The organism is Bradyrhizobium sp. HKCCYLRH3097, assembly GCF_051167875.1.
Lineage (GTDB): Bacteria > Pseudomonadota > Alphaproteobacteria > Rhizobiales > Xanthobacteraceae > Bradyrhizobium.
The window spans coordinates 664,364-689,614 of sequence record NZ_JBNPTX010000002.1 but is presented as its reverse complement, the minus strand read 5'-3'; the positions used below and the strand labels follow the sequence as shown (position 1 = coordinate 689,614).

24 protein-coding genes are annotated in these 25,251 nt (G+C 66.0%); 17 read left to right on the top strand and 7 right to left on the bottom strand.

The window, feature by feature from the left end:
- The 4 genes from ACQR0U_RS08865 to ACQR0U_RS08850 are packed head-to-tail and all read left to right on the top strand — an operon-like array spanning window position 1 to window position 4,574.
- A complete protein-coding gene (locus ACQR0U_RS08865; protein ID WP_434842932.1) occupies window positions 1-948 on the top strand; it encodes an ABC transporter permease in 948 nt (315 codons plus the stop codon).
- Entirely contained in the window at window positions 941-1,771 is an 831-nt protein-coding gene (locus ACQR0U_RS08860) for an ABC transporter permease (protein ID WP_434842933.1), read from the top strand. Before ACQR0U_RS08865 ends, ACQR0U_RS08860 begins: the two co-directional genes overlap by 8 nt.
- Window positions 1,768-3,342: a nickel ABC transporter ATP-binding protein NikE gene (gene nikE / locus ACQR0U_RS08855; protein ID WP_434842934.1), complete on the top strand. Its 1,575-nt coding sequence runs from the start codon at window positions 1,768-1,770 to the stop codon at window positions 3,340-3,342. Before ACQR0U_RS08860 ends, nikE begins: the two co-directional genes overlap by 4 nt.
- 17 nt (window positions 3,343-3,359) lie before the next feature.
- Window positions 3,360-4,574, top strand: coding sequence for a M20 family metallopeptidase (locus tag ACQR0U_RS08850; RefSeq protein ID WP_434842935.1), 1,215 nt, complete (start codon window positions 3,360-3,362; stop codon window positions 4,572-4,574).
- Window positions 4,575-4,582: 8 nt separating this feature from the next.
- On the opposite strand, the gene ACQR0U_RS08845 is transcribed toward ACQR0U_RS08850, so the two are convergent.
- The 4 genes from ACQR0U_RS08845 to ACQR0U_RS08830 all read right to left on the bottom strand — a co-directional run bounded on the left by ACQR0U_RS08845 (window position 4,583) and on the right by ACQR0U_RS08830 (window position 9,581).
- Entirely contained in the window at window positions 4,583-4,939 is a 357-nt protein-coding gene (locus tag ACQR0U_RS08845; RefSeq protein WP_315712545.1) for a carboxymuconolactone decarboxylase family protein, read from the bottom strand.
- A gap of 8 nt (window positions 4,940-4,947) precedes the next feature.
- Window positions 4,948-8,169 (bottom strand): efflux RND transporter permease subunit, encoded by a 3,222-nt coding sequence (locus ACQR0U_RS08840; RefSeq protein WP_316170374.1) that lies wholly within the window; start codon window positions 8,167-8,169, stop codon window positions 4,948-4,950.
- Entirely contained in the window at window positions 8,166-9,155 is a 990-nt protein-coding gene (locus tag ACQR0U_RS08835) for an efflux RND transporter periplasmic adaptor subunit (protein ID WP_315712542.1), read from the bottom strand. Before ACQR0U_RS08835 ends, ACQR0U_RS08840 begins: the two co-directional genes overlap by 4 nt.
- Before the next feature lie 126 nt (window positions 9,156-9,281).
- Window positions 9,282-9,581: an ArsR/SmtB family transcription factor gene (locus ACQR0U_RS08830; RefSeq protein WP_315827472.1), complete on the bottom strand. Its 300-nt coding sequence runs from the start codon at window positions 9,579-9,581 to the stop codon at window positions 9,282-9,284.
- Between the two features lie 120 nt (window positions 9,582-9,701).
- Here ACQR0U_RS08830 and ACQR0U_RS08825 point away from each other — a divergent pair, with 120 nt between their 5' ends.
- The 5 genes from ACQR0U_RS08825 to ACQR0U_RS08805 all read left to right on the top strand — a co-directional run bounded on the left by ACQR0U_RS08825 (window position 9,702) and on the right by ACQR0U_RS08805 (window position 13,576).
- Window positions 9,702-10,988, top strand: a complete 1,287-nt coding sequence (locus ACQR0U_RS08825) for an NAD(P)/FAD-dependent oxidoreductase (protein ID WP_315712541.1) — start codon at window positions 9,702-9,704, stop codon at window positions 10,986-10,988.
- Window positions 10,985-11,425: a thioredoxin TrxC gene (trxC, locus tag ACQR0U_RS08820; RefSeq protein ID WP_315712540.1), complete on the top strand. Its 441-nt coding sequence runs from the start codon at window positions 10,985-10,987 to the stop codon at window positions 11,423-11,425. The genes ACQR0U_RS08825 and trxC overlap by 4 nt, the downstream gene beginning before the upstream one ends.
- Window positions 11,426-11,486: 61 nt before the next feature.
- Window positions 11,487-11,690: a YgaP family membrane protein gene (locus ACQR0U_RS08815; protein ID WP_315827454.1), complete on the top strand. Its 204-nt coding sequence runs from the start codon at window positions 11,487-11,489 to the stop codon at window positions 11,688-11,690.
- Window positions 11,691-11,727: 37 nt separating this feature from the next.
- Window positions 11,728-13,173, top strand: coding sequence for a cytochrome c oxidase accessory protein CcoG (ccoG, locus tag ACQR0U_RS08810; protein WP_315712537.1), 1,446 nt, complete (start codon window positions 11,728-11,730; stop codon window positions 13,171-13,173).
- A gap of 196 nt (window positions 13,174-13,369) precedes the next feature.
- Window positions 13,370-13,576, top strand: a complete 207-nt coding sequence (locus ACQR0U_RS08805) for a hypothetical protein (protein WP_315712536.1) — start codon at window positions 13,370-13,372, stop codon at window positions 13,574-13,576.
- 22 nt (window positions 13,577-13,598) lie between these two features.
- On the opposite strand, the gene ACQR0U_RS08800 is transcribed toward ACQR0U_RS08805, so the two are convergent.
- Window positions 13,599-14,237 (bottom strand): TetR/AcrR family transcriptional regulator, encoded by a 639-nt coding sequence (locus tag ACQR0U_RS08800; protein WP_315712535.1) that lies wholly within the window; start codon window positions 14,235-14,237, stop codon window positions 13,599-13,601.
- Window positions 14,238-14,501: 264 nt separating this feature from the next.
- Between ACQR0U_RS08800 and ACQR0U_RS08795 the strand changes: the two genes are divergently transcribed.
- From ACQR0U_RS08795 to ACQR0U_RS08760, 8 genes are read left to right on the top strand one after another with little or no spacing between them, the layout of a single operon-like run.
- Window positions 14,502-15,362 (top strand): FAD binding domain-containing protein, encoded by an 861-nt coding sequence (locus ACQR0U_RS08795; RefSeq protein ID WP_315712652.1) that lies wholly within the window; start codon window positions 14,502-14,504, stop codon window positions 15,360-15,362.
- Window positions 15,359-15,892: a (2Fe-2S)-binding protein gene (locus ACQR0U_RS08790; RefSeq protein WP_316164653.1), complete on the top strand. Its 534-nt coding sequence runs from the start codon at window positions 15,359-15,361 to the stop codon at window positions 15,890-15,892. Before ACQR0U_RS08795 ends, ACQR0U_RS08790 begins: the two co-directional genes overlap by 4 nt.
- Window positions 15,889-18,264: a xanthine dehydrogenase family protein molybdopterin-binding subunit gene (locus ACQR0U_RS08785; protein WP_434842936.1), complete on the top strand. Its 2,376-nt coding sequence runs from the start codon at window positions 15,889-15,891 to the stop codon at window positions 18,262-18,264. The genes ACQR0U_RS08790 and ACQR0U_RS08785 overlap by 4 nt, the downstream gene beginning before the upstream one ends.
- 24 nt (window positions 18,265-18,288) lie before the next feature.
- The gene (locus tag ACQR0U_RS08780) at window positions 18,289-19,539 is read left to right on the top strand and encodes an ABC transporter substrate-binding protein (RefSeq protein WP_434842937.1); all 1,251 of its coding nucleotides are present in this window, start codon (window positions 18,289-18,291) and stop codon (window positions 19,537-19,539) included.
- 10 nt (window positions 19,540-19,549) lie between these two features.
- Complete coding sequence (locus ACQR0U_RS08775) at window positions 19,550-20,422, top strand: branched-chain amino acid ABC transporter permease (RefSeq protein ID WP_316194097.1); 873 nt, start codon at window positions 19,550-19,552, stop codon at window positions 20,420-20,422.
- A complete protein-coding gene (locus ACQR0U_RS08770; protein ID WP_316194098.1) occupies window positions 20,422-21,423 on the top strand; it encodes a branched-chain amino acid ABC transporter permease in 1,002 nt (333 codons plus the stop codon). The genes ACQR0U_RS08775 and ACQR0U_RS08770 overlap by 1 nt, the downstream gene beginning before the upstream one ends.
- Window positions 21,420-22,175, top strand: a complete 756-nt coding sequence (locus tag ACQR0U_RS08765; protein WP_315749871.1) for an ABC transporter ATP-binding protein — start codon at window positions 21,420-21,422, stop codon at window positions 22,173-22,175. The genes ACQR0U_RS08770 and ACQR0U_RS08765 overlap by 4 nt, the downstream gene beginning before the upstream one ends.
- On the top strand, window positions 22,168-22,887 hold the full coding sequence (locus ACQR0U_RS08760) for an ABC transporter ATP-binding protein (protein ID WP_315712527.1): 720 nt from the start codon (window positions 22,168-22,170) through the stop codon (window positions 22,885-22,887). Before ACQR0U_RS08765 ends, ACQR0U_RS08760 begins: the two co-directional genes overlap by 8 nt.
- A gap of 20 nt (window positions 22,888-22,907) precedes the next feature.
- Here the strand turns inward: ACQR0U_RS08760 and eutC are convergent, their stop codons facing one another.
- Window positions 22,908-23,699, bottom strand: coding sequence for an ethanolamine ammonia-lyase subunit EutC (eutC, locus tag ACQR0U_RS08755; protein ID WP_316164657.1), 792 nt, complete (start codon window positions 23,697-23,699; stop codon window positions 22,908-22,910).
- The gene (locus ACQR0U_RS08750) at window positions 23,699-25,084 is read right to left on the bottom strand and encodes an ethanolamine ammonia-lyase subunit EutB (RefSeq protein ID WP_434842938.1); all 1,386 of its coding nucleotides are present in this window, start codon (window positions 25,082-25,084) and stop codon (window positions 23,699-23,701) included. The genes eutC and ACQR0U_RS08750 overlap by 1 nt, the downstream gene beginning before the upstream one ends.
- Window positions 25,085-25,251 lie beyond the last annotated feature (167 nt).

Here is a 25,251-nt window from a genome sequence, read left to right as displayed (position 1 = left end):
GTGTCATTCGCCTGGCTGCTGCGGCGGCTGCTCCTGATGGTCTATACGGTCGTCGTCGTCAGTGTGCTGGTGTTTGCCATCACACAGGCGCTGCCGGCTGATGCCGCGCAGACGCTGCTTGGCGAGAACGCTTCGCCGGAGGCGCTGGCCGCAATTCGCAGCCGGCTCGGGCTCGACGACCCGGTCTGGCTGCAATTCTCGCATTGGGTCGCGCACGCGGCCATCGGCAATTTCGGTGTCTCCATGCGCACCGGCCTGCCGGTCGCGCCGGAGATGCTGACGGCGCTGTCGCGCTCGCTGCTGCTGGCAGCGGGCGCACTCGTCGTCACCCTCCTGATCGCGGTCCCGCTCGGAATCTTCGCGGCGCTCCGCAAGGGGCGGCCGGCGGATACGGCCACCAGCGTGGTCGCCTATCTCGGAGTCTCCCTGCCGGAGTTCGTCACCGCAACCGTGCTCGCGCTGCTGTTGACCGACATTCTGCCATGGCTGCCGGCGACCGGCTACGTGTCGCCGCTGGAGGATGCCGGGCCGGCGCTGCGCCATCTGATCCTTCCGGTCCTGACCGTCTCGGTCATTCTCGTCGCGCATGTGATGCGCATGATGCGTTCGGAGACGCTGGACGTGCTGCAGTCCGACTACGTCCGCGCGGCGCGGCTGAAAGGCCTGCCCGAGCGGACGGTGCTGGTACGGCACGTGATGCGCAACGCGCTGCTGCCGGTCATCACCATCGTCGCGCTCGACGTCGGCTATCTCCTGGGCGGCATCATCGTCATCGAGGAGATTTTCGCCATTCCCGGCATCGGCCGGGCATTGATGATCGCCATCACCACCCGCGATCTGCCGTCGATCCAGGCCGGCGCGATGATCATGGCGGTCACCTATGCGATCACCAACACGCTGGCGGATGTCGTCTACGCGCTCCTCGACAGGCGGATCGGCTATGACTGAGCTGCTCGGCAGGATGATCCGCAAGCCGCAGGGGGCGATCAGCGTGATGCTGCTCGTTGCCCTCGCCATCGTCTGCATCCTCGGCCCGTGGCTCGCGCCCTATGGGGCGGAGAAGATGGATTTTCTCGGCCGTTTCCGCCCGCCGGGATGGCAGAACTGGCTGGGCGCCGATCAGTTCGGCCGCGACGTGCTGAGCCGGCTGCTGTCCGGCGCGCGCGCCACCGTTCCGATGGCGCTCGCGGCGACGCTCGCCGGCAGCGCGATGGGCGCCGTGATCGGCGTCGCATCGGCCTATCTCGGCGGCAAGGCCGACGAATTCATCATGCGCACCAACGATGCTGTGATGGCCATTCCCGGCCTCCTCATGGCGCTGCTGCTGGTCAGCACGCTCGGAAATGGGGCTGTCAACGCGGTGATCGCGATTGCCTTTGCGTTTGCGCCGGGCATGGCACGGGTCACGCGCTCCGTGGCGCTTGCTGTGCGCAGTCAGGACTACGTCAAGGCCGCTATCGCGCGCGGCGAAGCGGCATCGCAGATCATTTTCCGCGAGATGCTTCCGAACGTGATGGGCCCGATCATCATCGAGGCCACCATCCGGGTGTCATTTGCGGTGATGCTGTTCGCGACGCTCAGCTTCCTCGGCCTGGGTGCACAGCCGCCGGCATCGGAATGGGGCCTGATGGTGGCCGATGCGCGCCAATACATGCACCGGGCGCCATGGATCCTGATCGCGCCCTCGGCCGCGATCGCGCTGTCGGCGATCGCCTTCAATCTCGTCGGCGATGCCCTGCGCGACGCGCTGAATCCGCGGGACGATCGATGAAGCCGGCGCTCGCCATCACTGGTTACGGGCTGGACTACGTCACCCCGGCGGGCGCTGTGGAGGTGCTGCGTGACGTGTCGCTCGAGATCGCGCCCGGCGAGGTGCTCGGCCTCGTCGGCGAATCCGGCTCCGGTAAGAGCTCGCTGGCTTGGGCGTTGATGCGGCATCTGCCGGCCAATGCCCGCGAGGTCTCGGGCTCCCTGCGTCTGGGCGACCTCGACCTGCGGTCCCTCAGCCCGAAGCGACTGACCGCGGTCCGTGGCCGCCGCATCGGCATGGTGTTCCAGGATCCGTCGACCGCGCTCAATCCGACATTGACCATCGGCCGCCAGATCACCGAGGCGCTGATGCGTCATCGCGATCTGAATGCGCGGGCCGCCAGGAACCTCGCGATCGAATTGCTCGGCCATGTCGAGCTGCGCGACCCCGTGGCGGTGCTGCGGCGCTATCCGCACGAGATCTCCGGCGGCGAGAAGCAGCGGGTAGTCATCGCGACGGCCTTCGGGTGCCGGCCCGATGTCATCCTGTTCGATGAGCCTACGACGGCGCTCGACGTCATCACCGGCGCCCGCATCATCGAGCTGTTTGCGCGGTTGCGTGCGGAGACGGGCGTCGCTGCGCTCTACATCTCGCACGATCTCGCGATGATGACCCGGGTCGCCGATCGTGTCGCGGTGATCCGGCACGGCCGCATCGTCGAGCAGGCGCCCGCGTCTGATATCTTCAGGACGCCGCAGCACGCCTACACCAAGGCTCTCATCGCCGCCGTGCCGCGTCCGGAGCGGCGGCTCGTGAACGATCAGCCGGGCGCGGCCCTGGTGCTGGACGCACGCGGCATCGAAGTCCATTACGGCAGGGGCGGGCTGTTCCGTGCGGCTCCGCCACCGGCGACCGGGGCCGTCGATGTCCGCGTCCGTGCCGGCGAAATCGTCGGCCTCGTCGGTGAATCCGGCTCGGGGAAGTCATCCGTCGCTCGCGCCCTCACCGGGCTTGCCCGCTTCGACGGCACGATCAGCTTCGACGGCCGAACGTTGCGCAGGGCCGGTGATATGAACCGTGCCTATCGGCGCGATGTCCAAATCGTGTTCCAGCACCCGGATTCCTCGCTCAATCCGCGCCATCGGATCGGTGAGATCCTGTCGCGCCCCTTGAAGCTCTATGGCGGCGACGTCGCCGCCGTGCCGCGCATGCTCGAACAGGTCCGGCTGCCGGCGTCGTATGCCATGCGCTGGCCGCACCAGCTCTCGGGTGGCGAGAAGCAGCGCGTCGCGATCGCGCGTGCTTTTGCGGCGCGGCCGCGCCTGGTGATCTGCGACGAGATCACGGCGCCGCTCGACGTCTCCGTCCAGGCCCAGATCATCGAGCTGCTGCTGGCTTTGCGCGCCGAGACGGGTGCGGCCTATCTCTTCATCACCCACGATCTCAACCTGATCAGGCAGATCGCGCACCGCATCGTCGTGATGCGCCACGGCCGGCTGGTCGACAGCCGTGCCGTCGATGCCTTCGGCGCAGACGACGTTCACCCTTACACCCGCGAGCTGATGGCGGCCTCGCCAGCGCCCGTTGGCTGACCGCAAGGATTGCCCCCATGGATCGCAACGACCTGCTCGCCCGCATCGACATTCCAGGTTCGCTCGCGCTGCTGTCGCGCATGGTTCAGCACAAGAGCTATTCGAAGACCGAGGGCGAGAAGCAGCTCGCGACCTTCATGGCTGAACAGATGAGCGCGATCGGCCTGGATGCCGCCGTCGCCCCGTTCGGGGCCGAGGGCCGTGTCAACGCGGTCGGCCGCTGGCACGGCACCGGCGGCGGCAAGAGCCTGCTCTTCAACGGCCATGTCGATACAAATCCGGTGACCGAGGGCTGGACCCTCGATCCCTGGGCGGGGAAGGTGGACGACGACTTCGTCTACGGAATCGGCGTGTCAAACATGAAGGCCGGCGACGCCGCTTATTTCTGCGCGGTCAAGACGCTGATCGAGGCCGGCGTCAGGCTGAGGGGTGATGTCGTCCTGACCTATGTGGTCGGCGAGCTGCAAGGCGGGGTCGGCACCTATTCGTTGCTGGAGCAGGGGCTGCGCGCGGACTATTTCATCAATTCCGAGCCGACCGACCTCAAGGCGATGACGATGCATGCCGCGGCATTCATGTTCATCATCGAGCTCGTCGGCAACACGCGGCATCTGTCGAAGCGCGAGGAGGCGGTGGACGCCATCACCGCCGCCTGCGATCTCATTCCGCGCCTCAATGCGATGCGGTTCTCCGGCGCGCGTTCGCCGGCACATGAGGCCATCAATCGCGTCCATGTCGGCGTCGTGCACGGCGCGCTCGGTCGTGAGTTGCACGAATGGCGGACGCCGCAGGTCGCGGATTTCGTCCGCATCAAGGGCTCCGGCCGTTACGCTCCTGGGCAGACCGAGCAGGGCGCGCTCGCGGACATGCGGCGCGAGCTCGATGCGCTGGAGGGGCGTTTTCCCGGCCTGAAGGCCCATCTGATGTCGGAGGACCGCGCCGGCGTGCCGACCATGCCGCCGTTCGAGGTCGCGCCGGACAGCCCGATCGTCCGTGTCGTCAACAATGCCTATCGCGTCGTGCGCGGCGCCTCCCAGCCGACAGGCCCGGTGGCGCCGAGCTGCTTCTATGGCACCGATGCCGGCCATCTCTATACGTATGGTGGCATGGAGGGCATCGTCTGCGGGCCGGGCGGCCGCTACAACACGATGCCGGACGAGCGCGTCGACATTCCCGACTATCTCGACATGATCCGCATCTACATGCTGGCCATTCTCGATATCTGCGGTTGAACCCGCGCTCAGGCGGCGGCTGCCTGTTGCTGGAATTGCTCGAACGCCGCAATCGCATCGGCGGCATACATCAACGACGGTCCGCCGCCCATGTAGATCGCCATGCCGAGCGTCTCCTCGACCTCCTGCCGGCTTGCACCGAGACGGACGAGCGCCTCCGCGTGAAAGCCGATGCAGCCGTCGCACCGAACGGCAACCCCGATCGCCAGCGCGATCAGCTCCTTGGTCTTCTTGTCGAGCGCGCCATCAGCGGCGGCGGCCCTCGCCAGTGCAGAGAAGCCCTGCATGACGTCCGGAATGTCCTTGCGCAGCGTCTTCAGGTTACCCGAGATGTCCTTGCAGATCTCGCTGTACAGTTTGGTCATGATAGCTCCTACGACATCTTCGTGGTGGGTTTGCCGGGCTCGCGCAGTGCGATGTAGATCGCGGGGATCACGAGTACGGTGAGCAGGGTGGAGGAGGCCAGACCGAACAGCAGCGAGATCGCCAGCCCCTGGAAGATCGGGTCGAGCAGGATCGTCGCAGCACCGATCATCGCCGCGAGCGCCGTCAGCAGGATCGGCTTGAAGCGCACGGCGCCGGCCTCCAACACGACGTCGCGCAGGGTCTTGCCCTCGCCGCCGCTGTGCCGGATGAAATCGACCAGCAGGATTGAGTTGCGGACGATGATGCCGGCCAGCGCAATGAAGCCGATCATCGACGTCGCCGTGAACGGCGCGCCCAGCAACCAGTGGCCGAGCAGGATGCCTATCAGGGTCAGCGGGATCGGCGTCAGGATCACCAGCGGCAGCCGGAAGCTCTTGAACTGCGCCACGACCAGAACGTAGATGCCGAGGATGGCCGCGCCGAATGCGGCGCCCATGTCGCGGAAGGTCACGTAGGTGATCTCCCATTCGCCATCCCACAGCAGCGTCGGACGGGACTCGTCCTTGGGCTGGCCGTGGAAGCCGATCACCGGCTTCGGCAGCTTGCCCCAGTCATGGGCGTCGATCCGGTCGGCGACCGCGAGCATGCCGTAGAGCGGAGCCTCGAAGCGGCCGGCGAGTTCTGCCATCACCATGTCGGCAAAGCGGCCGTCGCGGCGGAAGATCATCGGCGACCCCTCTTCCATGGTGGCCTTCACGACCTGGCCGAGTTCGACGACGGTCTTGCTGCCGGGCACCGTGTTGGCGGGCACCGGCGTCGATGCCAGGGCCTGGCTCCAGCTCTTGTCGTGCTTCGGCAGACGCACGGCGATCTCGATCGGATTGCGGTCTTCGCCGCGATGCGAGTAGCCGACCGAGACGCCGCCGAACAGCGTCTGGATCGTGTCGTAGACGTCGCGCTGCTCGACACCGAAGAATTCGAGACTGTCCTGGTCGATCGACAGTCGCAGCCGCGGCCGGCGCTGACCGATGGAATCGTCGATGTCGACGATGAAGGGAACGTCGGCGAAGACCTTCTTGAGTTCGGTGGTGACGGCGCGCCGGGTCGCCGCGTCCGGACCGTAGATCTCCGCCAGCAGGGTGGCGAGCACCGGAGGCCCGGGCGGCACTTCGACCACCTTGATGCTGGTGCCGGCCGGCACAGGGATGCTCTTCAGCCGCTGGCGCAGTTCGAGCGCGATGTCGTGGCTCGCGCGCTTGCGGTCGCCGCGCGCGGCGAGATTGACCTGGAGCTCGCCGAGCTCGGGCCGCTCCCGCAGATAGTAGTGCCTCACGAGACCGTTGAAGTTGAACGGGGCCGCCGTGCCGGCATAGCTCTGCACGGTCGTGATCTCCGGCAGCCCATGCGCAATGTCGGCGGCCGCGAACAGCGTGCGCTCGGTATCCTCCAGGCTCGCGCCTTCGGGCAGATCGACCATCACCGCGATCTCCGACTTGTTGTCGAACGGCAGCAGCTTGACGGTGACGGACTTGGTGGCGAACAGCGTCATCGACAGCAAGGTGGCGATGCCGACGCCGAGCAGGAAGATCCAGGCGGAGCGCTTGCTGGCGACGATCGGGCGCGCGACGCTGCGGTAGATGCGTCCGAGACGGCCTTCGCCATGCGCGTCATGAGAGTCCGCCGAGGCGCTGGTGGACCTCGGCGCGAGCCGCAGCATCAGCCACGGCGCCACCACCATGGCGACGAAAAACGAGAACAGCATCGCCGCCGAGGCGTTGGCCGGGATCGGCGCCATGTAGGGGCCCATCAGTCCCGACACGAACAGCATCGGCAGCAGGGCGGCGACCACGGTCAAGGTCGCGACAACGGTGGGGTTGCCGACTTCGGCGACCGCCTCGATGGTGGCCTGCAGGCGCGGCCGGCCGTCATGCATGCCCCAATGGCGCGCGATATTCTCGACCACGACGATGGCGTCGTCGACCAGGATGCCGATCGAGAAGATCAGGGCAAACAGGCTGACCCGGTTGATCGTGTAGCCCATCAGATTGGCGGCGAACATCGTCAGCAGGATCGTGGTCGGAATCACCACGAAGGTGACGAGGGCTTCGCGCCAGCCAATGGCGACCGCAATCAGCACGACGATCGAGATCGTGGCGAGGCCGAGATGGAACAGCAGCTCGTTGGCCTTCTCGTTGGCGGTCTCGCCGTAGTCGCGCGTCACCGTGACTGCGACGTCGCTCGGAATGAGACTGGCCTTCAGCCCTTCGAGGCGCTGCGCGATGTCGTGAGACACCACCACGGCATTGGCGCCGGCGCGCTTGGCGAGCGCGAGGCTCACCGCCGGCACCCGGTGCCAGTCGCCCTTGTCGGTGCGGGCGTCATCCCAGACGCGATGCTCTGCGAGGTTGGGGCCGATGACGACGGTGGCGACGTCGCGCACATAGACGGGACGGCCGTCGCGCGTCGAGATCAGCAGCAGGCCGATGTCCGGGATGCCCGTGAGCGTCTGGCCCGCGGCGACGTTGCGCACGATACCGCCGTCGCGAACGTCTCCGGCCAGGAAAGAGCGGTTCGCGTCCTTCACCTTGGCGACGAGCTGCTGCAGAGTCACGCCGAACAGCGACAGCTTTTCCGGATCGGGCTCGACCCGGATCTGCTGGGCGCCGCCGCCGGAGATATAGGTCAGGCCGATATTGTCGACCTTGGTCAGCTCCGCACGCAGCTTGTCGGCGAGCTCGTAGAGGTCCTTGTCCGACCAGCGCCCGGCGGCCTCCGGCCTCGGCGACAGCGTCAGCACGGTGACGGCGACGTCGTTGATGCCGCGGCCGACGATCAGCGGCTCGGGAATGCCGACGGGGATGCGGTCGAGGTTGGCGCGTAGCTTCTCGTGGACGCGCAGGATCGCGTCCTCGAACTTGGTCCCCACCAGGAACCGCGCGGTGACCATGACACGGTCGTCCTCGGTCTGGCTGTAGACGTGTTCGACGCCATCGATCGCCTTGACGATGGTCTCCAGCGGCTTGGTCACGAGCTCGACGCCGTCAGGCGCACGCAGGCCGTCGGCGTTGACGCGGATGTCGACCATCGGCACGCTGATCTGCGGCTCTTCCTCGCGCGGGATCACGACGACGGCGATGAGGCCGACCACGAGCGCCGCGAGCAGAAACAGCGGCGTCAGCGGCGAGGCGATGGTCGCCTGGGTAAGCTTGCCTGAGAGTCCGAGTTTCACGGCTGCACCAACTGGTCGCCGGCGCGCAGGCCGGACAGGATTTCAAGTCCATCGGGGAGATCGGCGCTCGGCAGAGCGCGGCCGCGCTGCACCGGAACGCTCACCTTCTGCGTCCCTTGCTGCAACTGGACATAATCGATGCCGAACCGCGTTGTGACGTAGCGCTGCGGGATCACGTAGGCATCGCGTTGGCCGCCGGAGATCCAGACCCGGAGCCGGTCGCCGACGAAATACTGGCCGAGACCGGAGACGATCGCGTCGGCCACGACACGGCCTTCCTCGATCTGCGGATAGACCAGGTCGATCACCCCCCATTTGTCGGCGCTGTCGCCGAACTCGGCACCGTCGACCCGGACCTTGTCGCCGGCCTTGAGAAAGAGAGCGTGGCGCTCGGGCACGCGCAGTCGCAGCTTGAAGTTCTGCTGCGCCACCGTGACCACGGGATCTCCGGGCAGAACCACAGATCCGACGGCAACCAACTTCTTCAACACGCGGCCGTCATCGGGAGCCAGCACCTGGCCCTCAGTCATCTGCTGGTTGACCACGGCACGCTCGGCGGTCTTAGCCCGCAGCCCGTTCTCGGCGACGTTCAGCGCCGTGCGCGTCTCGTCGAGCTTGATGCGGGGCAGGGTGCCGCGCTCGACGAGGCCCTCGGTGCGGGTGAAGTCGATCTGCGCCTGGTTCGCTTGCGCCTGCAGCGCTTCGATCTGGGCGTCGAGCGATTTGATCTGCAGGGCCAGTTTGTCGTCGCCGATCAAGGCGATGGGCTGGCCGCGCCTGACTGGGTCGCCTTCGCGCACCGAAAGCTGCACGATGGTGCCGCCGATGCGGCCGCGGGCAGGGACCACGCTGATGCTCTCCACCGTCGCGAACACCGCCTTCTCGTCGGCGACCTGCCGCGGCGCCACCGTCAGCGTCTCCGCAAGGGCCGGTGCTGCCTGCCACGCCATCGCGGCGATCAAGCTCAGGACCGATAATCTGCGCATCAGCCTATTCCTGTCTGGTTTGATTCGATTTGTGAGGTTCGGGCGAGCCGTCCGCAGCCGGCTGCAGACATCTCACCTGGATGGGAGTTCCCGTTTGATATCGGTCAAGATGCCGGTCCGGCATCCTCATAGTCTCGGTGACGGTCTCGGCCCGCAGTACACCTGATAGAGCGTCTTGAGGACCTCGCGGGCCGGATCGCTTGTGATCGAATAGTAGATCGTCTGCCCCTCGCGCCTGGCGGTGACCAGGCCGTCCTTGCGCAGGAGCGCCAGGTGCTGCGACACGGTCGAATCGCGCAGGCCGAGAAACTCGGCGAGTTCTCCGACCGACCGCTCGTCGTCGACCAGCTGGCAGATGATCAGGAGGCGATGGCGGTTCGACAGCGCCTTCAGCAGGTCGCTGGCCTGGTCCGCCGCCGCTTCCATGATGTCAGCGTTAATTTTCATAGTTGCGTATATACAGATATTCGAATATATAGTCAAGGCCGGCGGCGGCGCCGCGGTGACATGAAGCAAGAATGAATCAAGTGCGGATGGAGGATCCCAATGGCGGAAATCGTGGTGATCGGGGCGGGGCTGAGCGGCTCGCTGATGGCTTATGAAATGTTGCCGCAACTGAGGAAGGAGGATCGCGTGACCGTCGTCTCGCAGGGCTCCTCCTATCATTTCGTGCCATCCAACCCCTGGGTGGCCGTGGGCTGGCGCAAGCGCGACGAGATCGAGATCGATCTGGTCGACGTCATGCAGCGCAAGGGCATCCGGCTGCTGACGCAGGGCGCCAAGCGCGTGCATCCGGCCGAGAACCAGGTCGAGCTGACGGACGGCGGCATGGTGGCATACGATTATCTCGTCGTCGCCACCGGTCCCGAACTCGCCTTCGACGAAATCCCGGGGCTTGGACCCGATGGGCATACGCAATCCGTGTGCCACGTCGACCACGCCGCTCATGCCAAGGCGGCCTTTGACAGGCTCGCCGAGAAACCCGGGCCCGTGATCGTCGGTGCGGTACAGGGCGCCTCATGCTTCGGCCCCGCTTACGAATTCCTGTTCATCCTGGAAACCGAGCTGCGCCGGCGCAAGATGCGCGATCAGGTGCCGATGACCTTCGTGACCTCCGAGCCCTACATCGGCCATCTCGGCCTCGACGGCGTCGGCGACACCAAGGGTCTGCTGGAAAGCGAGATGCGCGAAAAGCACATCAAGTGGATCACCAGCGCGCGCGTCACCAAGGTCGAGGATGGCCGCATGTTCGTGGAGGAGGTCGCCGACGACGGCACCGTCCGCAAGACGCACGAGCTACCGTTTGCCTATTCGATGATGCTGCCCGCCTTTCGCGGCGTGGGAGCCGTCCGCGGCATCGACAAGCTCACCAATCCCCGCGGCTTCGTCGTCGTGGACAAGCATCAGCGTAATCCGACCTTCCCCAACGTGTTTGCCATCGGCGTCTGCGTTGCGATTCCGCCGATCGGGCCGACGCCGGTGCCGGTCGGCGTGCCCAAGACCGGCTTCATGATCGAATCGATGGTGACGGCGACGGCCTTGAACATCGGGGCGCTGCTGCGCGGCCAGGAGCCAAAGGCCGAGCCGACCTGGAACGCGATCTGTCTTGCCGATTTCGGCGATTCCGGCGTCGCCTTCCTGGCCCAGCCGCAGATCCCGCCGCGCAACGTCAACTGGTCGTCGAAGGGAGAGTGGGTGCACTATGCCAAGGTCGCCTTCGAGAAGTACTTCCTGCGCAAGATGAGGCGCGGGACGCCCGAGCCGTTCTACGAAAAGTTCCTGCTCGACCGGCTCAACATCGCCAAGATCAAGGAAGTCAGGACCGGCACATGAGCAACGGTTTGCAGATCGTGTGCGGCCATTGCGGGCAGATCAACCGTCTGCCCGCGGACCGGGCGCCGACGCAGGGGAAATGCGGCAAGTGTCATACGCCGCTGTTCAGCGGCCATCCGATCGAGGTCGACCAGGCCGCGTTCGAACGCCATGTCGCGCATAGCAGTCTGCCGCTGCTCGTCGACGTCTGGGCGCCATGGTGCGGCCCGTGCCGCGCGATGGCGCCGATGTTCGCGCGCGCTGCGCAAGAGCTGGAGCCGCGTGTGCAGCTTCTGAAGCTGAACTCGGACGAGGCGCCGGAGGTGTCGGCGCGGCTCGGCATCTCCGGAATTCCGACCATGCTGCTGCTGCAGCAGGGGCGGGAGCTGGCGCGAATCTCGGGTGCGATGGACTCGCAACGAATCGTCGCCTGGACACTGTCCGGCCTGCGGCAGTAGCCGTACGGCCGGGCCGGCACTTGCTTGATTACGCTCAAATGCAACCATGAAGGAGTATGTCATGAACGTCGACAAAGCAGTTCTCACCTTCGCGGGCGTCGTCGTCCTGCTCAGCCTGACGCTGGGCTGGTACGTCAGTCCCTACTGGTTCTTGCTGGCGGCCTTTGCGGGCGTGAACATGATCCAGGCCTCGTTCACGGGCTTCTGCCCGGCGGCGATCGTCTTCAAGAAGCTGGGGCTCAAAAGCGGCAACGCGTTCTCCTGAATCGGTCGGAAGGACGGCAAGATGAAGCGGGGATATCATGGCTGACTCGGACGAAACCTATATCGTCGGGCCGCTCTACAAGGCGCGCGACAAGGTCTATCCGGCGGCCGTGCACGGCCGCTTCCGGCGCATCAAGTGGACGATCCTGTGCATCACGCTCGGCATCTACTACCTGCTGCCCTTCGTCCGCTGGGATCGCGGACCCGGCATGCCGAACCAGGCGGTGCTGGTCGATTTCCCGCATCGCCGGTTCTACTTCTTCTTCATCGAGCTGTGGCCGCAGGAGGTCTACTACTTCACCGGCCTGCTCATCATCGCGGCGGTCGCCCTGTTCCTGATGAACGCGGTCGCCGGCCGGCTGTGGTGCGGCTATCTCTGTCCGCAGACGGTGTGGACCGACCTGTTCTACGCCGTCGAGCGCTGGGCCGAGGGCGACCGCCGTGAGCGCATGCTCAGCGACAAGCGCGGCTGGACCTTCACCCACATCCGCCAGGCCGCGCTGAAGCATTTCCTCTGGATCATGATCGGCTGGTGGACCGGTGGCGCCTGGGTGCTGTATTTCGACGATGCGCCGACCCTGGTGAAGGACCTCGCCACCTTCCAGGCGCCGTTCACCGCCTATCTCTGGATCGGCATCCTGACGGCGACGACTTATGTGTTCGCCGGCCACGCTCGCGAGCAGGTCTGCATCTACATGTGCCCGTGGCCGCGCATCCAGGCGGCGCTGACCGACGAGTGGGCGCTCAACGTCACCTACAAGGGCGACCGCGGCGAGCCGCGCATGTCGGTCAAGAAGGCGGAAGCTGCACGGCTGCAGGGCGCACCCGCCGGGGATTGCATCGACTGCCATCAATGCGTCAACGTCTGCCCGACCGGCGTCGACATCCGCCACGGCATCCAGCTCGGCTGCATCCAGTGCAGCCTGTGCATCGATGCCTGCGACAGCGTGATGACCCAGATCGGCCGTCCGACGGGCCTCATCGGTTACGACACCGACATCAACGTCCAGCGCCGCAAGGAAGGCAAGCCCGAGATCTACCGGATCATCCGACCGCGCACGATCATCTATGCGACCTTCATCGCGATCGTCGGCGGGATCATGCTGTACTCGCTGGTGACGCGCGGCACGATGGGCATCAACGTGCTGCATGAACGTAACCCGCTGTTCGTGCAGTTGTCGGATGGCGGCGTCCGCAACGACTACACGGTTCGTCTGCTCAACAAGCGCGGGCCGCGCGACTTCGTGCTGGACGTCGTGGGGCTTCCGAACGCCAAGGTGACGGTGGCCGGCGAAACGCGCGAGCAGGACGGTCGTATGGTGATCGACGTCGGCCAGGATCAGACCCGCGAGATCCGCATGTCGATCGAGGCCAAGGGGGCCGACCTGCCTTCCGCGCCGGTCGACATCGAGATCAAGATCACGGATCCGGCGACCGGGACGTCGGTCAGCAAGCGCGATCACTTCGTTCCGGGGACACGATAGAGCAGCGTCGTTCGATCGCCGACTGTAAGGCGTCGGCGACATTCTGTCGGCTCATCGGGATTGATCGAGGGAGGACCGGTCGCTCCTCCCTCGATTGCCGAGTCCGGTTGTTCCAAATCAATGCCGGCTCGAAGCCGCAGGCAGAGCATTCTCGCGTCAAGGGATCGGAAGCTTTCCTACTGACGGAGAAAGACAGATGTTCAAGGTCGCAATTCTCATCTGGGTCATGCTGGGCACCGTGCTTGCAGGCAGCGCGGTGACGGCATTGTTGACGGTGCAGGGGCTGGTTGCGAGTCCGATGAAGGACCTGCCGTTGGCGGCGCTGGTCGGATTCGTCGTCGCGATGCCGCTGTCCTATCTCGTCGCCGCGAAGATCAAGGGCGGGCGCGGCCGGACGGCGTGACGGTCATCGACGACGGGCCGGATCATCGTGCTGGTCCGGCCTGATCGTCGCGCAGGAGCCGAGGGAGCGCCAGCTTGGCGCCGTCCATGAAGAGGTCGATCGCATCACGCACGGTCTGCTCGAGATCTGATGGAACCGGTGTCTCGTAGATGAACTTTCGGATCGCGAGATAGAAGATGCGTCCGTGCAGTCCCCAGAACATCTCCGTCTCGCGGCTGCCGAGAGGGCAGGTGGCGGCGTCTGGCAGCTGCAGTTCATGCCGCAGCTCGATCGCGGCAGGCTCGATGATCTCGTGCCGGACGAGGTCGAGATAGCGGCCGGTGATGCCGAACGACTTCATGCCGGAGAACACGAAGATCCGCACCCAGTTGTATTCGAACACGCGTGCCACGTAGTCGAGATAGAAGCCGGTCAGTCGCGCCTTGAGTGGAAGGCTGCGATCGCGGACCAGCGGGCCCCAGTCCTGCGACCAGCGGCTGAGATAGACCTCCTGATAGACGCGCTCGATCAGGGCTTCCTTGCTGGGGAAGTGCCGGTAGATCACCGAATGCGCGATGCCCATGCGCTTGGCGAGCTCTCGCGTCTGGCCTTCGAAGCCGCGCTCGGCGAAAAAGCGGATCGCTTCATCCACGATCACGCGCTCGCGGTCGGCGGCGCGCATGTTGCGGCGCCTCGCCTGAGGACGGTTCTCGGACCTGCGCGGGCGTCCATCAACTCGGCCTGTTGTCTCAGCGCTCGCTGTCTTCGGGGTCCTAGCCATGGTCTCTATCGATTGCGGCGACAGCCTGCTTGATAGCCGAAAGCTGATTTGTGACCAATCGTTCGTTTCTGGTTGACCGCGGTGCCGCTGCGTGCAACTCTTTTGAGACCAGATGGTCACAAATTTGGGAATCCGGGCTGGCGAGCCCTGGCGGTGAGGAAACGGATGAAAGCGAGGGCTTTCAGCTATTTTCGTGCACACACGATCGGCGAGGCGCTCGAAGCTCATGCGGGCGCGGGCGACGATGTGCGCTTCATTGCTGGTGGTCAGAGCCTGGTTCCGGCGCTGGCGTTGCGTCTTCAGGCCCCGCGAATTCTGATCGATATCAACCACATTGCAGAGCTGCGCGGCATCACGCGGGACGGCGAATGGTTGCGGATCGGCGCCTTGACCCGGCACTGCGAGATGCTGACCGATCCGCTGATCGCTGAGTTTGCGCCGCTGTTGCGCGCCGCAGCGCCGTTCGTTGCGCATCCTGCCATCCGCAATCGCGGGACCTTTGGCGGCAGTGTCGCGCTGGCCGACCCAGCCTCCGAGTTTCCGGCGATGGTGCTGGCGCTCGACGCCGAGATTGAGATTGCCGGCGCGTCCGGCCGGCGCCGCGTCAAAGCCGATGACTTCTTCATCGATCTTTTCGAGACGGCGATCGCGCCCGGCGAGATCCTCGTCGCGGTTCATGTTCCTCTCTTCCAAGCCGGCCAGCGCATTGCGTTCGATGAGCTGGCCCGCCGGCGCGGCGACTATGCACTGGTCGGTTGCGGCCTGCTCGCGACCTGCCAGGGCGATCTGATCGAGCGCATAGGCATTTCATTCTTTTCGGTCGGCGACGTCCCGACCCGTGCGAGGCATGCGGAGACAGCGCTCACCGGCAACCGGATCGATGCTGCACGGATTGCGGCGGCGCAGGCTGCGCTCGACGCCGATCTCGCGCCCGCTGACAGCGACGATGTTCCGGCGGCGATGCGTCTGCATCTGGCGCGCGTTCTGCTCGGCCGGCTGCTGGGACGGATCGGAGAAGCCGCATGAGCCCGCCGGTCGACATCGAGACCGAGGAGCAGGTCCGCATTCGCCTCATCGTCAACGGCCGCAAGGTGGCGTGTGACGTCGCGCCTCGCGACACGCTGGTGGATTGTCTTCGCCAGCAGCTCGAGCTGACCGGCACGCATGCCGGTTGCGAGATGGGGGCCTGCGGCGCCTGCCTGGTTCAGCTCGACGGCGCTGCCGTGCATGGCTGCCTGATGTTCGCCGTGCAGGCCGATGGCGCGCGGATCGATACGATCGAGGGGCTCTCGGAGAGCGGCGTGATCGCCGACCTGCAAGCCGAGTTTCATCGGCGCAATGCGCTGCAATGCGGGTTCTGCACGCCGGGCATGCTGATCACCGCTCATGAGCTGCTGACCCACGTGGCACGGCCGAGTCGCGAGACCATTCGCGACGCGCTCTCGGGCAATTTCTGCCGCTGCACCGGATATGAAGCGATCGTCGACGCCATCGCCGCGGTCGCCGCGGCACGGGCAGCAACGGCATCGCAGGGCGCGGAGGGCTCGTCGCCATGAGCCCGCCGCTGACGTCGCTGGACCGCCCGAATTCCTATATCGGCCGCTCCGTGCCGCGACCGAATGCGAAGCGGCTGCTCGCCGGACGCGGGCGCTATGTGACCGACATTCGCCTGCCGCGCATGCTGTATGCCGCCTTCCTGCGCACCCCGTATGCTCATGCACGGATCACCGGCATCGAGGTCGATGCGGCGCGGGCGCTTGCGGGCGTGCATCTGGTTGCGACCGGCGCCGATCTGGCGAAGATCTGCACACCGTGGACCGGGACGCTCGATCATTTCAAGGGCATGATGTCCGAGCCGCAGCTGCCGTTGCCATTGGATCGCGTCGTCTGGGCTGGGCAGGCCGTGATTGCCGTGGTCGCCGAGAGCAGGGCGATCGCGGAGGATGCGCTGGAGCTGATCTCGGTCGACTACGAGGAGCTGCCGGCGGTGGTCGATCTCGACGCCGCGCGTCGGCCGGGGATGCCGCTGGTCAATCCGGTTGCGGCGTCCAACATCTGTTTCCGCACGCAGCTCGACAGCGGCCGCGTCGATGAGGCCTTCGCGTCGGCCGCGCATGTGATCGAGGAAGAATTCAGCTTCGGCCGTCATACCCCGGTCACGCTCGAGCCGCGGGCCATCGTCGCGGACTATGATTCCGAGAGCGGCGCGCTGACGGTGCACCACGCCACGCAGACGCCCTACCAGTTCCAGGATCTGTACGCTCGCCACTACGGCATCCCGGAAGCCAGCGTGCGCGTGATCGCGCCCGATATCGGCGGGTCGTTCGGCATGAAGCTGCATGTCTACCACGAGGACATGGCGGTTGTCGGGCTGTCGATCCTGCTCGGGCGCCCGGTCAAATACGTCGCCGATCGCATCGAGTCCTTCGTGTCGGATATTCATGCCCGCGATCACCACGTCCGCGCGCGCATGGCCGTCGACGCCGACGGCAAGATCCTTGCCATGGACGTCCACGATGCCACGGCGATCGGCGCGTTCTCGACCTATCCGCGCACCAGCGTCGTCGAAGGCAATCAGGTCATCCGCCTGATCGGTGCGCCGTATGATTTCAAATCCTACCGCGCCGCGCTCGAGGTCGTGTTCCAGAACAAGGTGCAGACCAGCCAGTATCGCGCGGTTGGACATCCCATCGCCTGCGCGGTCACCGAGCGCATGGTGGATCTCGCTGCTGCCCGCGTCGGGCTCGATCCATTCGCGATGCGCGCCAGGAACGTGATTGTCGACAGCGCCTATCCGACGGCATCGCCGACCGGCTACAGGTTCGAGGCGCTGTCGCACGAAGTCTGCCTGCGGCGGCTGCGCGGGATCATGGACTATGACGCGCTCCGCGCCGAGCAGGCCGAGCTGCGTCGGCGCGGCATCTATCGCGGCATCGGCATTGCGACCTTCGTCGAGATCACCAATCCGAGCCCTGCGTTCTACGGCGTCGGCGGCGCGCGCATTTCCTCGCAGGATGGCGCGACCGTCAGCCTGACGCCGTCGGGCGAGGTGCGCTGCGCGATCTCCGTGACGGAGCAGGGACAGGGCACCGAGGCGATCATCGGCCAGATCGTCGCCGACCAGCTCGGCCTCGCCCAGGAGCACGTCAAGATCATCACCGGCGATACCGAGGTCACGCCACATGGTGGTGCGACCTGGGCCTGCCGCGGTGCGGGCATCGGTGGCGAAACGGCACTGCAGGCCGCGCGGAAGCTCAAGGCGAACATTCTGGAGATTGCCGCGCTGGTGCTGCAGGAGCAGCCCGCCGCGCTCGACGTCGTCGACGGCCAGATCACCTCTGTCGCGACGGGGCAGCCGCGTATCCCAGTCGCCGAGATCGCGCGCATCGCCTATTTCCGGTCCGACACCTTGCCACCGGGCACTCAGGCGCAGCTGACTGTCAGCCATCATTTCGCGCCCCAGGGCTACCCCTTTGCCTTCACCAACGGCATCCAGGGCTGCTACCTCGAAGTCGATGTCGAGACCGGCTTCATCAAGCTGCTGAAGCACTATGTCGTCGAGGATTGCGGCCGGATCATCAACCCGATGCTGGTCGACGAGCAGTTGCGCGGCGGTGTCGTGCAGGGTCTTGGCGCTGCGCTGTTCGAGGAGTGCCGTTACGGTGAGACCGGCCAGTTGCTCAACGGGTCGATGGCCGACTATCTGGTGCCGATGGCGATGGAGATGCCAGACATTACCATCGATCACGTCGAGACGCCGACGGCGGACACCATTCTCGGCGCAAAGGGCTGCGGTGAGGCTGGCACCGCGGCCGCGTCGGCCTGTGTGCTGAATGCGGTCAATGATGCGCTGATGCCCTTCGGCGCTTCCATCAACACCATTCCCGTCACGCCTGCGCGCGTGCTCAAGGCGCTCAACCGGTTCTAAGAAAAACGAATGAGGGAGGAGATCATGCCAAACTACGAGACAAGGCTGCGACGCACAGGAATATCCCGCCGTACGGCGCTGATGGGGATGTCGGCAGGTGTCGCCGCGCTCGCGATGCCGCGCCTGGGACGCGCCGCTGATGACACCATCCGGATCGGCTTTCCGACGCCGCTGACCGGTCCGTTCGCCGCCGAGGCGCGTGACCAGGTCAAGTGCGCCGAACTCGCCGTCAAGCTGGTCAACGACAAGGGCGGCGTCGCCGGCCGCAAGGTCGAGCTGCTTGTGCGCGACGACAAGCTCAACGCCGGCGAGGCGGCGACACGGACGCTCGAGCTGATCGAGAAGGACAAGGTGCATGCTATCGTCGGCGCGCTCTCCAGCGCCGTCCAGCTTGCCGTCAACGAGGTGACGCGCGCCCGCGGCGTGATCTACGTGTCGATCAGCCAGTCCGACACCATCAACGAGGCCAAGGATTTCAGCAAATATACCTTCCACGAGGCGCTGAACCCGCACATGACCACGGCCGCCGTGGCGCGGCAGACCATCAAGAAGGGCATGAAGGTCGCCCACCTCGTGGCCGACTATGCCTATGGCCATGAGATGCTGCGCGGCTTCAAGCGGGCGCAGACGGCGATCGGTGCCGAGAGCGTCGGCGAGATCCTGCATCCGTTCGGTGCGGCCGACTATTCGACCTTCATGCCGCGGCTGATGTCGCTGCGGCCGGACGTGCTGTGCATCAGCAATTTCGGCCGCGACCAGGCCAACGCGATCAAGCAGGCGGTGGATTTCGGCATCAAGCAGCAGATGAAGATCGTGGTGCCGGTGATCCTACACAATCAGCGCCTCGCCGTCGGGCCCGACGTGTTCGAGGGCGTCGTCGGCGGCGCCAACTATTATTGGGGTCTTGAGACACAGAACAAGACCGCGGCCGAGTTCAACAAGGCGTTCCGGGCCGCCAATGGCGGCGCGATCCCGACCGACTACGGCGCCTATGGCTACTCCGGCGTCGGCTCGCTGCTGCAGGCGATGCAGGCCGCCGGTGGCACCGACACCGACAAGGTCATCGCGGTGCTGGAGGGGCTGCAATACGATCTGACCAAGGGCCCGCAGCATTACCGCAAATGCGACCACCAGTCGGTGCAGTCGGTGCTTGTGCTGGAATCCAAGAAGAAGTCGGCGATGGCGAGCGAGAACGACCTGTTCGCGATCGTGGCCAGCGATCCCGGGGCGGACGAGATGCTGCGCAGCTGCGGCGAACTCGGCCACGCCACCTGATCCTGATCGCATGGACCTCTCGCTGATCATCATGCAGCTGTTTTCCGGCATCGCCCTTGGGGCGGTGCTGGTCATCACTGCGCTCGGCCTGACCATCGTGTTCGGCATGCTCGGCGTGGTCAATTTCGCCCATGGGGCGCTGTTCATGATCGGGGCCTATGCCGGTCTGTATCTGGCATCGCTGACCGGCAGCTTCTGGTGGGGCTTGCTGCTCGCCCCAATTCTGGTCGGCGCGTTCGGCATGCTGATCGAACTCGTCCTGGTCCGGCGCCTGTATGGCCGGTCGATCGATGATCCATTGCTGCTCACCTTCGGTCTCAGCTACATCCTGGTCGAGGGGGTGCGCATCGTGTTCGGCAGCGACGGTATTCCGTTTCCGACACCGTCCCAATTGATCGGCGTCGTCGATCTCGGCGTCGGCTTCTTCCCCAAATATCGTCTGTTCGTGATCGCGCTGGTCGCCGTCGTGCTGCTGGTGCTCTGGCTGATGCTGGAGAAGACCCGGGTCGGCCTGATCGTGCGGGCCGGCGCCCGTGATCCCCTGATCATGCGGGTGCTCGGGGTCGACATCGGCAAGGCGTGGCTCGCGATCTTCGGCCTGGGCGTCGGCCTTGCCGCGCTCGGCGGGGTGCTGGCGGGACCCATGCGCAGCGTCAATCCCGAGATGGGAACGCTGGTGCTGGCGGAGGCCTTCGTCGTCACCGTGATCGGCGGCCTCGGCTCGATCGTCGGCGCCGTGGTCGCGGGGCTGATGGTCGGCATCTGCATCAGCATGGTCGCGCTGTTTGCGCCCGAGATGGCGACGATCGTGATGTTCGCGCTCATGGCCGCGGTCCTGCTGATCCGGCCACAGGGTCTGTTCGGCCTCAAGGGGAGAGCGTGATGACGGTGCATTCGACCGGCGAAGCACCGCCGCTTCCTCAGGCGCAGCGCCTCTTCGCGCTTCTCGCGGACCACCGCGTGCTGGTCTCGCTGGTCGCGCTGGCGCTGCTGCCCTGGCTGCTGCCGTCGAAGGCGCTCGCCGTGAACGTCCTGATCTACGGCGTCGTGGTGATGGGCTACAATCTGCTGTTCGGCTACACCGGGCTGCTGTCGTTCGGCCACGCCGCCTTCTTCGGCACCGGCGCGTATCTGACCGGCATCGCCATCGGCCGCTGGGGCCTGCCGTGGTTTGCCGCGGTGCCGCTGGCGATCGCGGCGAGCATGGCGCTCGCCGCATTCATCGGAACGATCTCGACGCGCACCCGCGGCATCTATTTCTCCATGGTCACGCTCGCGCTGGCGCAACTCGTCTACTACGTGGCGCTGCAGGCCTCCTCCTTCACCGGCGGCGAGAACGGGCTGCGCGGCTTCACGGTCGACCACATCGGTCTGTTCGGCGCGCAGATCAACTTCCTCGATCCGGTGAACAAATATTACGTGCTGATGGTGCTCGCGGCGATCGCGATCTGGGTGCAGTCGCGCATCCTCAACTCGCCATTCGGCGCGGTCATCGAGGCGATCCGCGAGAACGAGCAGCGCGCGCGGGCCTGCGGCTACGACGTCGAGCGCTGCAAGCTGATCGTGCTCATGCTGTCGGGCGCCATCTCCGCCGTCGGCGGCTGCATGTCGGCCCTGCATTTGTCCATCGTTCCGCTCGACATCCTGCACTATCAGACCTCCGGCATGATCGTGATGATGGTGCTGCTCGGTGGCGCACGCAGCTTCTTCGGGCCGTTCGTCGGGGCCGCGGTCTTCCTGATCCTAGAGGACGTCGTGTCATTGTGGACGCCGCACTGGCAGATCGTGGTCGGCGCCATCTTCGTCGTGTTCGTGCTGTTCCTGCCCAAGGGCATCTGGGGCACGTTCCTCGATGTGCTGCCGATCGCGAGGCAACGCCGATGAGCACCGAGTTATTGCGCGCGGATGGGATCGGCCGTCGCTTCGGCGGCTTCGTCGCGCTCGAAGGCATCTCAGTCGCGTTCGCGGCCGGTGAGCTGACCTCGATCATCGGCCCGAACGGGGCAGGCAAGAGCACCTTCTTCAACATTCTCTCCGGCACGCTGTCGCCGAGCAGCGGCACCCTGCGGTTCAAGGGCCGCGAGCTGAACGGCCTGCCACAGCATCGCTTCGTGCATCAGGGCATCTCGCGCTCGTACCAGATCACCAACATCTTTCCCGATTTGTCGGTGCACGAGAATGTCCGGGTCGCCGCCCAGGCCATGCGGGTAAGCTACGACATCTGGCGCAAGCGCGCCGATCTTGCCGAACTCCGCGAACGCGCCGATGCGGCCCTGATGGCGGTCGGCCTGATCGGCAGGTGTGGCGAGCTCGCGAAGTATCTCGCCCACGGCCAGCAGCGCGCGCTGGAGATCGCCATTGCGCTGGTCTCCGAACCGGAGCTCCTGCTGCTCGATGAGCCGACCGCGGGCATGGGGCCGGAAGAGACCAAGGAGATGGTGGCGCTGCTGGAGCGGCTGGCGGAGAAGCGCACGGTGCTGCTGGTCGAGCACAAGATGAAGATGGTGCTCGGCCTGAGCCAGCGGGTGCTGGTGCTGCATCACGGCCGGCTGCTCGCCGACGGTCGTCCTGAGGACATCCGATCCAACCCCGACGTGCGCCGGGTCTATCTGGGACAGAGTGAAGGCTATGGCTGAGACCGCGTTGCTCGAGCTCGACGGCCTCCAGGCCTGGTATGGCGCCAGCCACGTCCTGCACGGCATCTCGCTGCGCGTGAGCGAGGGCGAGGTGGTCGCGCTCGTCGGCCGCAACGGCGCCGGCAAGACCACGACGTTGCGCACCGTCATGGGGCTGATGCCCCGGGCCGCGGGGCGCGTGCGCTTTGCCGGCCATGATCTGCTGCCGCTTGCGGCCCACAAGCGCTTTCATCTCGGGCTCGCTTATGTTCCGGAGGAGCGCCGCATCGTGCCGGGCCTGTCGGTGCGCGAGAACCTGCGGCTTGGGCTGGTCGCCGCCAGCGCCGATATCGAGGAGCGCGCGGCGTTCGCCGAGGTTGCGGAGACCTTTCCACGATTGAACGAGCGGCTGGATCAGGAGGGCGTCACGCTGTCGGGTGGCGAGCAGCAGATGCTGGCGATCGCGCGGGCCTTGATCGCGCGGCCGCGCATGGTTCTGCTCGACGAGCCGTCCGAAGGCATCATGCCGGTGCTCGTCGAAGAGATGGGCGTGCTGTTCCGGCGATTGCGCGACCAGGGCAAGACGCTGCTGTTGGTCGAGCAGAACGTCGAATGGGCGCTGCGGCTCGCCGATCGCGCCGTCATCATCGACCAGGGCGAGGTCGTGCATGAGAGCAGCGCCGCGGCGCTGCTGGCCGACAAGGATATCCAGGACCGCTATTGCGCGGTGTGATGTTTCGGACTGCGCCGGCATCATGACGCGCCATCTCCATCCGGCGCCGGCAGCTGCGGCAGCCGGGCGAGGCTGACGCCGGCGGCCTGGTGGAGGAACATGCGCTGGATCAGTTCGGCCGCCTGGCTCGCCGCATCCGCCGGTGCGAGGCCGCCCTGGCGGACGTTGGAGATGCAGTTGCGTTCGGCATCGACGCGGCCCCGGCGCGGCATCCAGGTGAGATAGAGGCCAAGGGAATCGGCCGCGCTCAGGCCCGGGCGCTCGCCGATCAGGATGATCGAGGCCGACGCGCCGAACAGCTCGCCAACATGATCGGCGAGCGCGACGCGGCCCTGCGAAGCAACGATCACCGGCGACAGCCGTCGGCCGGTTGCAGCCAGGCGCGGCATCAGCGCATCGAGCACGGGCAGGGCGTTGACCTGCACCGCGCGGCTGCTCAGGCCATCGGCGACCACCAGCACGATGTCGGCCGGCGCGCGTGGCTCCGACAGCACCGCTTCCGACGCGGGCGAGAGCAGGCGGCCTGCGTCGGGGCGCTGCAAATAGGTCGCGCGATCGGCAGCGCGGCTGTGCACGGCAAGGGCCGGCCAGCCATGCGCGGTCGCCTCGGCGGCAAAGCGCTCGGCGTCGAACGGCTTCAGCACGGCATCGCGCGCTTCGGCGTGGGCAGCCTGGAAGGCGAGATGTGCCGATGTCGGCAGGCCAGGACCGCAGCGTCCCAACGCGATCCGCGCTTCGGTATAGCGTGACAGCCAGCGCCAATCGTCCGATGACGACGTTGCCGGCGAGTCGCTCTTGTCGGAGCCGCCCATCACTTGGCCTCCAGCAGCGGCAGCGCCGGCATCAGCCGCGCCGGCTCGAAGCGCAGCTCGCCTCCGGCATCGCTGAGGCCGGTGGCCGCGAGCCAGGTCTCGAACTCCGGCGCCGCGCGCTTGCCGAGCACCTTGCGCACATAGAGCGCGTCATGGAACGAGGTGCTTTGATAGTTCAGCATGATGTCGTCAGCGCCCGGCACACCCATGATGTAGGTGCAGCCGGCGACGCCAAGCAGGGTCAGCAGCGCATCCATGTCGTCCTGGTCGGCTTCTGCGTGGTTGGTGTAGCAGACGTCGCAGCCCATCGGCAGCCCCAGCAGCTTGCCGCAGAAATGATCCTCCAGGCCCGCGCGTATGATCTGCTTTCCGTCGTAGAGATATTCCGGACCGATGAATCCGACCACGGTGTTCACGAGCAGCGGCCGATAGCGCCGCGCGACCGCGTAGCAGCGTGCCTCCAAGGTCTGCTGGTCGACCCCGCAATGGCCGCCGGAGGAGAGCTCGCTGCCCTGTCCGGTCTCGAAATACATCACGTTGCCCCCGACGGGGCAGCGCTGCAGGCCTTCGGCCGCGGCGAGCGCCTCGTCGAGCAGCGACAGCGTGATGCCGAAGCCGCGATTGGCCTCCTCGCTGCCGGCCAGCGACTGGAACACGAGATCGACCGGCGCGCGGCGCTCGATCGCCTTCAGCGCGGTCGTAACATGGGCCAGCACGCAGGACTGGATCGGTGCATGCGAGGCAAGCCGCAAGGTCTCGATCAAGTCGAGCAGCCGCACCATCGTCTCGACGTCGTCGCTCGCCGGGTTGATGCCGATCGTCGCGTCGCCGACGCCGTACATCAGCCCGTCGAGGATCGAGGCCGCGACGCCCTTGGGATCGTCGAGCGGATGGTTGGGCTGCAGCCGTGTCGACATCCGGCCCGGCAGGCCGATGGTGCAGCGGAAGCGCGTCACGACCTCGCATTTCGCCGCGACCGTCACCAGGTCCTGCAGCCGCATGATCTTGCAGACCGCAGCAACCATCTCCGGCGTCAGCCCTGGCGATACGCCGCTGAGTGCATCTGCGTCGGCCGCATCCGACAGCAGCCATTCGCGGAAGTCGCCGACCGTGAGGCTTGCGACGGGAGCGAACGCCTTGCCGTCATGCTGGTCGACGATCAGCCGCGTGACCTCGTCGGTCTCGTAGGGGATGACGGCCTCGTTGAGGAAATGGCGCAGCGGCAGCTCGGCGAGCGCCATCCGTGCCGCCACGCGTTCGGCGACATCCTCCGCGGCGAGGCCCGCCAGCACGTCGCCCGAGCGCAACGGCGTTGCCTTCGCAAGCAAGGTTCTGAGGTCGTCGAACCGGTAGCGCGCGCCGCCCAGCGTGTGTGAAAAACCCATTGGCGTTCTCCTTCAATGTTCCTCGTGGTCAGCCATGCCAGCCGGATCCGGCCGATGGATCGCCATCACGGGAAAGACGGGGAGGAACATCATTCGAAGACCTTGTTCTCAGGTTCGTCCAGCGCATCATCTTGCACGATATATGTCGGCATCAGATGACCATTTTC

What these genes read in the sequence shown, in the direction of transcription:
- ccoG (WP_315712537.1), top strand. Translation starts at nt 11,728, where the DNA reads ATGGCTGACTCGGACGAAACCTATATCGTCGGGCCGCTCTACAAGGCG.
- ACQR0U_RS08805 (WP_315712536.1), top strand. Translation starts at nt 13,370, where the DNA reads ATGTTCAAGGTCGCAATTCTCATCTGGGTCATGCTGGGCACCGTGCTT.
- ACQR0U_RS08750 (WP_434842938.1), bottom strand. Translation starts at nt 25,084, where the DNA reads ATGGGTTTTTCACACACGCTGGGCGGCGCGCGCTACCGGTTCGACGAC.
- ACQR0U_RS08790 (WP_316164653.1), top strand. Translation starts at nt 15,359, where the DNA reads ATGAGCCCGCCGGTCGACATCGAGACCGAGGAGCAGGTCCGCATTCGC.
- ACQR0U_RS08845 (WP_315712545.1), bottom strand. Translation starts at nt 4,939, where the DNA reads ATGACCAAACTGTACAGCGAGATCTGCAAGGACATCTCGGGTAACCTG.
- ACQR0U_RS08830 (WP_315827472.1), bottom strand. Translation starts at nt 9,581, where the DNA reads ATGGAAGCGGCGGCGGACCAGGCCAGCGACCTGCTGAAGGCGCTGTCG.
- ACQR0U_RS08785 (WP_434842936.1), top strand. Translation starts at nt 15,889, where the DNA reads ATGAGCCCGCCGCTGACGTCGCTGGACCGCCCGAATTCCTATATCGGC.
- eutC (WP_316164657.1), bottom strand. Translation starts at nt 23,699, where the DNA reads ATGGGCGGCTCCGACAAGAGCGACTCGCCGGCAACGTCGTCATCGGAC.
- ACQR0U_RS08860 (WP_434842933.1), top strand. Translation starts at nt 941, where the DNA reads ATGACTGAGCTGCTCGGCAGGATGATCCGCAAGCCGCAGGGGGCGATC.
- nikE (WP_434842934.1), top strand. Translation starts at nt 1,768, where the DNA reads ATGAAGCCGGCGCTCGCCATCACTGGTTACGGGCTGGACTACGTCACC.
- trxC (WP_315712540.1), top strand. Translation starts at nt 10,985, where the DNA reads ATGAGCAACGGTTTGCAGATCGTGTGCGGCCATTGCGGGCAGATCAAC.
- ACQR0U_RS08780 (WP_434842937.1), top strand. Translation starts at nt 18,289, where the DNA reads ATGCCAAACTACGAGACAAGGCTGCGACGCACAGGAATATCCCGCCGT.
- ACQR0U_RS08795 (WP_315712652.1), top strand. Translation starts at nt 14,502, where the DNA reads ATGAAAGCGAGGGCTTTCAGCTATTTTCGTGCACACACGATCGGCGAG.
- ACQR0U_RS08765 (WP_315749871.1), top strand. Translation starts at nt 21,420, where the DNA reads ATGAGCACCGAGTTATTGCGCGCGGATGGGATCGGCCGTCGCTTCGGC.
- ACQR0U_RS08850 (WP_434842935.1), top strand. Translation starts at nt 3,360, where the DNA reads ATGGATCGCAACGACCTGCTCGCCCGCATCGACATTCCAGGTTCGCTC.
- ACQR0U_RS08770 (WP_316194098.1), top strand. Translation starts at nt 20,422, where the DNA reads ATGACGGTGCATTCGACCGGCGAAGCACCGCCGCTTCCTCAGGCGCAG.
- ACQR0U_RS08815 (WP_315827454.1), top strand. Translation starts at nt 11,487, where the DNA reads ATGAACGTCGACAAAGCAGTTCTCACCTTCGCGGGCGTCGTCGTCCTG.
- ACQR0U_RS08825 (WP_315712541.1), top strand. Translation starts at nt 9,702, where the DNA reads ATGGCGGAAATCGTGGTGATCGGGGCGGGGCTGAGCGGCTCGCTGATG.
- ACQR0U_RS08835 (WP_315712542.1), bottom strand. Translation starts at nt 9,155, where the DNA reads ATGCGCAGATTATCGGTCCTGAGCTTGATCGCCGCGATGGCGTGGCAG.
- ACQR0U_RS08775 (WP_316194097.1), top strand. Translation starts at nt 19,550, where the DNA reads ATGGACCTCTCGCTGATCATCATGCAGCTGTTTTCCGGCATCGCCCTT.
- ACQR0U_RS08760 (WP_315712527.1), top strand. Translation starts at nt 22,168, where the DNA reads ATGGCTGAGACCGCGTTGCTCGAGCTCGACGGCCTCCAGGCCTGGTAT.
- ACQR0U_RS08800 (WP_315712535.1), bottom strand. Translation starts at nt 14,237, where the DNA reads ATGCGCGCCGCCGACCGCGAGCGCGTGATCGTGGATGAAGCGATCCGC.